The organism is Streptomyces geranii (genome assembly GCF_002954775.1).
GTDB classification, from domain to species: domain Bacteria; phylum Actinomycetota; class Actinomycetes; order Streptomycetales; family Streptomycetaceae; genus Streptomyces; species Streptomyces geranii.
The window spans coordinates 1-6,158 of the sequence record NZ_PJME01000101.1; the positions used below are offsets into that span (position 1 = coordinate 1).

Annotated in this window: 3 protein-coding genes; 2 read left to right on the top strand and 1 reads right to left on the bottom strand. The window is 72.7% G+C overall.

Going from position 1 to position 6,158, the window contains the following annotated elements:
• Window positions 1-125: 125 nt before the first annotated feature.
• Window positions 126-2,297: an asparagine synthase-related protein gene (locus tag CW359_RS44770; protein WP_105976019.1), complete on the bottom strand. Its 2,172-nt coding sequence runs from the start codon at window positions 2,295-2,297 to the stop codon at window positions 126-128.
• 893 nt (window positions 2,298-3,190) lie between these two features.
• Between CW359_RS44770 and CW359_RS44775 the strand changes: the two genes are divergently transcribed.
• Window positions 3,191-4,615: an NsdA family TPR-like regulatory protein gene (locus CW359_RS44775; RefSeq protein ID WP_105976020.1), complete on the top strand. Its 1,425-nt coding sequence runs from the start codon at window positions 3,191-3,193 to the stop codon at window positions 4,613-4,615.
• A 134-nt stretch (window positions 4,616-4,749) separates the two neighbouring features.
• Entirely contained in the window at window positions 4,750-5,988 is a 1,239-nt protein-coding gene (gene lhgO, locus CW359_RS44780) for an L-2-hydroxyglutarate oxidase (protein ID WP_198655623.1), read from the top strand.
• The last annotated feature ends 170 nt before the right edge of the window (window positions 5,989-6,158 follow it).

Consider the following 6,158-nt stretch of genomic DNA (forward strand, 5'->3'; position numbering starts at 1 on the left):
GGGTGGGTGGGCGGGGAGGCTGTGCGGGCCAGTAGCTCTGAGCGCCGGTCGGCGCCGGGGGGTTCGAGGGTGCCCGGTAAACGCCTTCCACGGGTGGGTGGGTGGGTGGGAAAACACCGCCCCTGCTACCTGCGTGCACCCGCTCCCAGTGCCCCCCGCTGGGGCGTGATCCCCGCCGGTACGGCTCGTTGGCGGGCTGGGGTGCCTGTCCAGCAGGTGCCTCTGCGGGAGAGGAGGCGGCGTAGCCATAGTTCCAGGGAGACCAGGTCTGCCAGGCCGTCCAGTGGGAGGGGCTCGCCTTCTGCCGCCGCTCGCAGGGCCTTGCGGACCACCCTTGCCTCCACCAGGCCCGCCTCCGCCAGCAGGGGGGTGTCGAAGAGGGTCATCAGGTGGTCCACCGATACGCGCAGGCCCGTTCTCGACGCCGCCGCGGTCGACGCGTGCGACGGTGCGCCCCAGCCTGGCGGCAGGTCCGTCACTCCGGCGCCTTCCAGGACCGTACGGAGGATCGAGGCCCTGGCTCCCGGCTGGACCCGTAGGGCCTCGGGGAGGGCTCTGCAGGCCCGTACCACCTGGTTGTCCAGGAACGGGGTGTGCAGGCGCTGGAAGCGGATCTCCGCCGCCTGTTCCAGGACGCGTACGTCCGCCGCCTGGCGGGCCAGTGCCGCCCGCGCGCGGAAGTCGCCGGGGCGTTGGCCGGGGCCCACGCCGGCGCCCGCGCGGTCCGTCGACCAGTTCAGGCGAACCGATACTTCAGCGAGCGCCTCGCCGGTCAGCCAGCGCGCGGCGGGGCCGGGTCTGGCCCAGGTGAGGGCCGCCAGGGAGGCGCCGACCGCGCCCCCGGGCTCGTCGAAGCGGCGCTGCATCAGGCGGTCGGCGAGGTTCTCGATGCCGGCCTTGTAGGGCGTGCGGGCGAGTTTGCGGGCGGCGCCGTACACACGCGCGGGGACCATGACCATCACCGAGCCGTCGGCCTTCGCGAGCGCCGCCACCGGGCGGACCAGGTGACGTCGTTTGCGGTCCATGAGGAGGTCGGCGAGGCGCGCGGGGTGGGCGTCCAGGACCTGGCGGGCGCCGTAGCCCGTGAAGTGGTCCGCGCTGCCGGAGGCCAGGCGGGCTCGGTGACGCGCCGCCGTCACCAGGCTCGGGCCCGGCTCGTCCGTCAGGGGGCCGTCCAGGTCGGCGTACGGGAGGACGTCCTCATCGCCTGTCACCACTACGTGGTGCAGGCGCGGGTTGGCCGCCAGGGTCCCCGCCCGCTCCAGTTCCGCCTCGCGCCCGCCCACCGCCAGGTCGTTGAAGGTCACCGCCAGCAGCCGCTCCCCCGCGCCCGTGCCGTGCCCCAGGACGGTGCCCGGCATGCCCGGCAGGCCCGCCGCGAGGAGTGCGAGGGTTCCGGAGGCCGGGCCGCCGGAGAGGTCCGCCCCTATGCCCGGTACGGGCATCCCGCGCGCGGCACGTCGTTCCGCCGGGCCCATCCCGGGTACCGGGCCGGGGTCCATGTTGGCGTCGGGCACATGGCGCGGGGCCGAGAGCCGGGCCCGTACCGCCTCGACCAGGGCGTCCCGTACGCCGTCCACCGCGCTGTCGGGGTCCACGGAGGCCGCCGCGACCGCGAGGGAGGCCACCGGTTCGTACCCGGCGATCTCCCGGGCCCCGGCGCGCAGGATCAGCGCGTGCCCCGGCGGAATGCGTCGTACGCCGTCGTAGGGCGTCGAGTCGTGCAGGGCCGCCGGTACGTCGGGGGCGGCGAGCAGGGCGGCCAGGTGGCCGAAGTCGAGGTTGGCCTCGATGAGGTCGGCGAGGGGGAGGGCGGCCGTCGCGTAGGCCGTGCCGCCCGCCCAGGGGGTGTAGAACACCGGGCGCGCGCCCGCCAGGTCGCCGCAGACCATGAGCCGGCGGCCGACCTGGACGATGGCCGTGTAGCTGCCCGGCCAGGCCGTCAGATGGCGAAGTGCCCCGCCGCGGGCGGCGAACAGCGCGACCCGCAGTTGTTCGTCCGTGGCTCCGCAGGTGCCGAGGACCGCGATGCGGGTCTGCTCGTCGGCCTGTACGACACGCACCTCGTCGGGGCGCCAGTCGCCGACCGCCCAGAGCGGATCGGGGTCTCCCCAGAGGAGTTGGGAGCCGACCGGGTGGACCGTCTCGCCGTCGTGGCCGGTCGCGCCCGCCGTGTAGCCGGCGCCCGTTCCGCTTCCGTTTCCGACTCCGGCGCTGCCGGCCGCGTAACCGGCGGGCCCGGTCGCGTACTTGGCGGCCACAGCTGCGGTGCTGCTCCATCCCACCAACCACCGCATCGACGCCTCCACAGGCTGTGGACAACCAGTGCACCGTACGAACTCGGCACCACTCTGCCATGAAGGACGCGCCTGGGAGGGACGGCGGAGCCGCTCGCGCTCCCCGAAGTGCGCCCCTGCGAACTCCTGTGCACCCCCTGGTACATGCCCGTGCGATCGCGAACGCACCCGCGATTCAAGGGACTTCAACGTTTGGATCAAGGAGTTTCGATGAGGGGCCCGCGGGGCTTCGGCGCTGGGATATTGGTCATCGGCGGACTTGCCGCCCGACCCAGCCGCCAGCCCCTGAGGGGTAGTTCGCCGGCCGCCGATCAGGGAGTCCGCCGCGCGACCACGACCCGACCGCGACCCGAGAACGACCTGACCACGGCCCGACCACGACCTGAATGCGCCCCCGTTACGCTCCCCAAAGACGCCCCATGCGCCCTCAATTTCCGTGGTGGGAGGGGTAATCGCCCAAGGTTGGCGGGGTCGATTTTCGGCCAACTTGGCGAAGCCGGGACAGGCTTGAGCACGCTCCGTACAGGCTCTGCGGAGGGCAGAGTCCACGCACAGTCCGGGAGGCGGAGTTCGCCTCCCGGACCGGTCCGCCGCCCGCGGGGATGTAGGCGGCGGTGTCCCCCAGCCCACTGGATCCAGTACAGCGGGCCGACCCACGCGGAATCCATGGAAGCGCTCCCGTCATGGCCGGAGAAGAGCGCACGCACAGGCGCACGGCCACACAGCGGGGGCACGTCGCGACGGTGCGTACATCCCCAGAACTTCCGTACGGACCACAATCCCGCCATCCGGAACAATGCCTCTTAACGCTTGGGATGCGGCGAACTACGCTGGGTTTACGAATGCCGCATGGTTATGCCAGCGCGGCAGCCGTCTGTGTCGAGGGGTGGCGCATGTCCAGGGAGCAACGCGGGCCGAACGACAAACTCGGCGCCGTTCTCGCCCTCGCGGGAATCAGCAACGCAGGACTCGCGCGTCGCGTCAACGACCTTGGCGCTCAACGCGGGTTGACTCTTCGCTACGACAAGACGTCGGTGGCGCGCTGGGTGTCGAAGGGCATGGTGCCGCAGGGCGCCGCGCCGCACCTCATCGCGGCGGCCATCGGCCAGAAGCTGGGCCGGCCTGTGCCGCTCCACGAGATCGGCCTGGCCGACGCCGATCCCGCGCCGGAGGTGGGCCTCGCCTTCCCCCGGGACGTCGGACAGGCGGTGCGCTCGGCCACCGACCTCTACCGTCTCGACCTCGCGGGCCGCCGCGCAGGATCCGGCGGCATCTGGCAGTCGCTCGCCGGATCGTTCGCAGTGAGCGCATACGCAACGCCTGCCTCACGGTGGCTGATAACCCCGGCCGACAGCTCGGTGGCACGCGACGCACTCCTCTCCGAGGGCACGGGAGCACCGCTGAAAGTCGGCCACAGCGACGTGCAGAAACTGCGGGAGGCCGCGGAGGACGCCCGGCGCTGGGACTCCAAGTACGGCGGTGGCGACTGGCGTTCGTCGATGGTGCCCGAGTGCTTAAGGGTGGAGGCGGCGCCACTGCTGCTGGGCTCGTACTCGGACGAGGTGGGACGCGCACTGTTCGGCGCGTCCGCCGAACTCACGCGCCTGGCCGGGTGGATGGCCTTCGACACGGGGCAGCAGGAGGCGGCGCAGCGGTACTACATCCAGGCGCTGCGCCTCGCGCGCGCGGCGGCGGACGTACCCCTGGGCGGCTATGTCCTGGCCTCGATGTCGCTGCAGGCGACCTACCGGGGCTTCGGCGACGAGGGCGTCGACCTCGCGCAGGCCGCCCTGGAGCGCAACAGGGGCCTCGCGACGGCCCGCACGATGAGTTTCTTCCGGCTGGTCGAGGCGAGGGCACACGCGCGTGCCAGTGACGCCCACGCGGCCGGGGCGGCGCTGCGCTCCGCGGAGGGCTGGCTGGAGCGGGCCCGCGACGGCGACAACGACCCGACCTGGCTCGGCTTCTACGGGTACGACCGCTTCGCCGCCGACGCCGCCGAGTGCTACCGCGACCTGAAGGCACCGCGTCAGGTCCGCCGTTTCACGGAGCAGGCGCTGTCGAGGCCGACGGAGGAGTTCGTGCGCTCGCACGGGCTGCGGCTGGTCGTCTCGGCGGTCGCCGAGCTGGAGTCGGGCAATCTCGATGCGGCGTGCGAGCAGGGGGTGCGGGCGGTGGAGGTTGCGGGGCGCATTTCTTCGGCGCGCACCACCGAGTACGTGAAGGATCTTCTGCATCGGTTGGAGCCGTACGGGGATGAACCCCGGGTGGTGGAGTTGCGGGAGCGGGCTCGGCCGTTGTTGATGACTCCGGCTTAAGGATCTTCGCCTTCTCGTCTGCGTGGTGACGGTGCGTTCTGCGGCTGCGGGCCGATCGTGGCTGGTCGCGCAGTTCCCCGCGCCCCTTGCGTCTGCTGTCGTTCCCGGTGTTTGAAGTGAGTGTCAGTGGTGCAGTGCACTATCGGGGGTGGGAGGTGGTGCCGGTGGTGGCGTACGACTGTGATGTGCTCGTGGTCGGTGGGGGGATCGTCGGGCTGTCGACGGCGTATGCGATCACGCGGGCCGCGCCGGGGACGCGCGTGACGGTGCTGGAGAAGGAGTCCGGGCCGGCCCGGCACCAGACAGGCCGCAACAGCGGGGTGATCCACAGCGGGATCTACTACCGGCCCGGGTCGCTCAAGGCGCGGTACGCGGTGCGGGGCGCCGCCGAGATGGTCAAGTTCTGCGCGGAGTACGGCATCCCGCACGCCGTCACCGGCAAACTGATCGTCGCGACGGAGCGGGACGAGCTGCCCCGGCTGCACGCCTTGGTGCAGCGAGGCCGGGAGAACGGCATTCCGGTACGGGAGCTGGGCCCCGCCCAGATCGGGGAGTACGAGCCGGAGGTGCGCGGCCTCGCCGGCATACACGTGGGGACGACGGGGATCTGCGACTACGTGGCGGTCGCCCGGCAGCTGGCCGAGTCCTCCGGGGCCGAGATCCGGTACGACGCCCGGGTCGTCCAGGTCGACCGGCGGGCGGACCTCGGGGTGGCCGTGCGGACGGCTGGGCCCAGGGGCGACGAGATCGTGCGGGGCCGGGTGCTGGTCAACTGCGCCGGGCTGTACTGCGACGAGGTGGCCCGGCTGACCGGCGACGAGCCCGGGATGCGGATCGTGCCGTTCCGGGGCGAGTACTTCACGCTGGCGCGGCCCGAGCTGGTGCGGGGGCTGGTGTATCCGGTGCCGGATCCGGCGTTCCCGTTCCTCGGGGTGCATCTGACCCGGGGGATCGACGGGAGCGTCCACATCGGGCCCAATGCCGTACCGGCGCTGGCGCGCGAGGGGTACGGGTGGGGGACCGTGCGGGTGCGGGAGCTGGGGGCGACGGTGGGGTGGCCGGGGTCCTGGCGGATCGCCGCGCGGCATTGGCGGTACGGGGGTGGGGAGCTGCGGCGGTCGGTGTCGAAGAGGGCGTTCGCGCGGGCGGTGCGGAGGTTGTTGCCGGTGGTGACCGAGGGGGATCTGGTGCCTGCGGCGGCGGGGGTGCGGGCGCAGGCGGTGCTGCGGGACGGGACGCTGGTGGATGACTTCCTGATCAGGGAGGGGGCGCGGGCGGTGCATGTCCTGAACGCACCTTCGCCCGCGGCGACGGCTTCGCTGCCGATCGGGCGGGAGGTGGCTCGGCGGGCGTTGGGTGTGTTGGGTGGGTGACGTGGGGGTTTTCCTCGCCCCCGCCGCCCCTACCCGTCCCATCCCTGGGGGCTGCGCCCCCAGACCCCCCTCCGTCCTCAACCGCCGGACGGGCTGAAAAACCAAGCGCCGGCCGGCACCCCCCAGGGATGGGACCGGGTAGGGGCGGCGGGGGCGAGGAAACCGGGGCG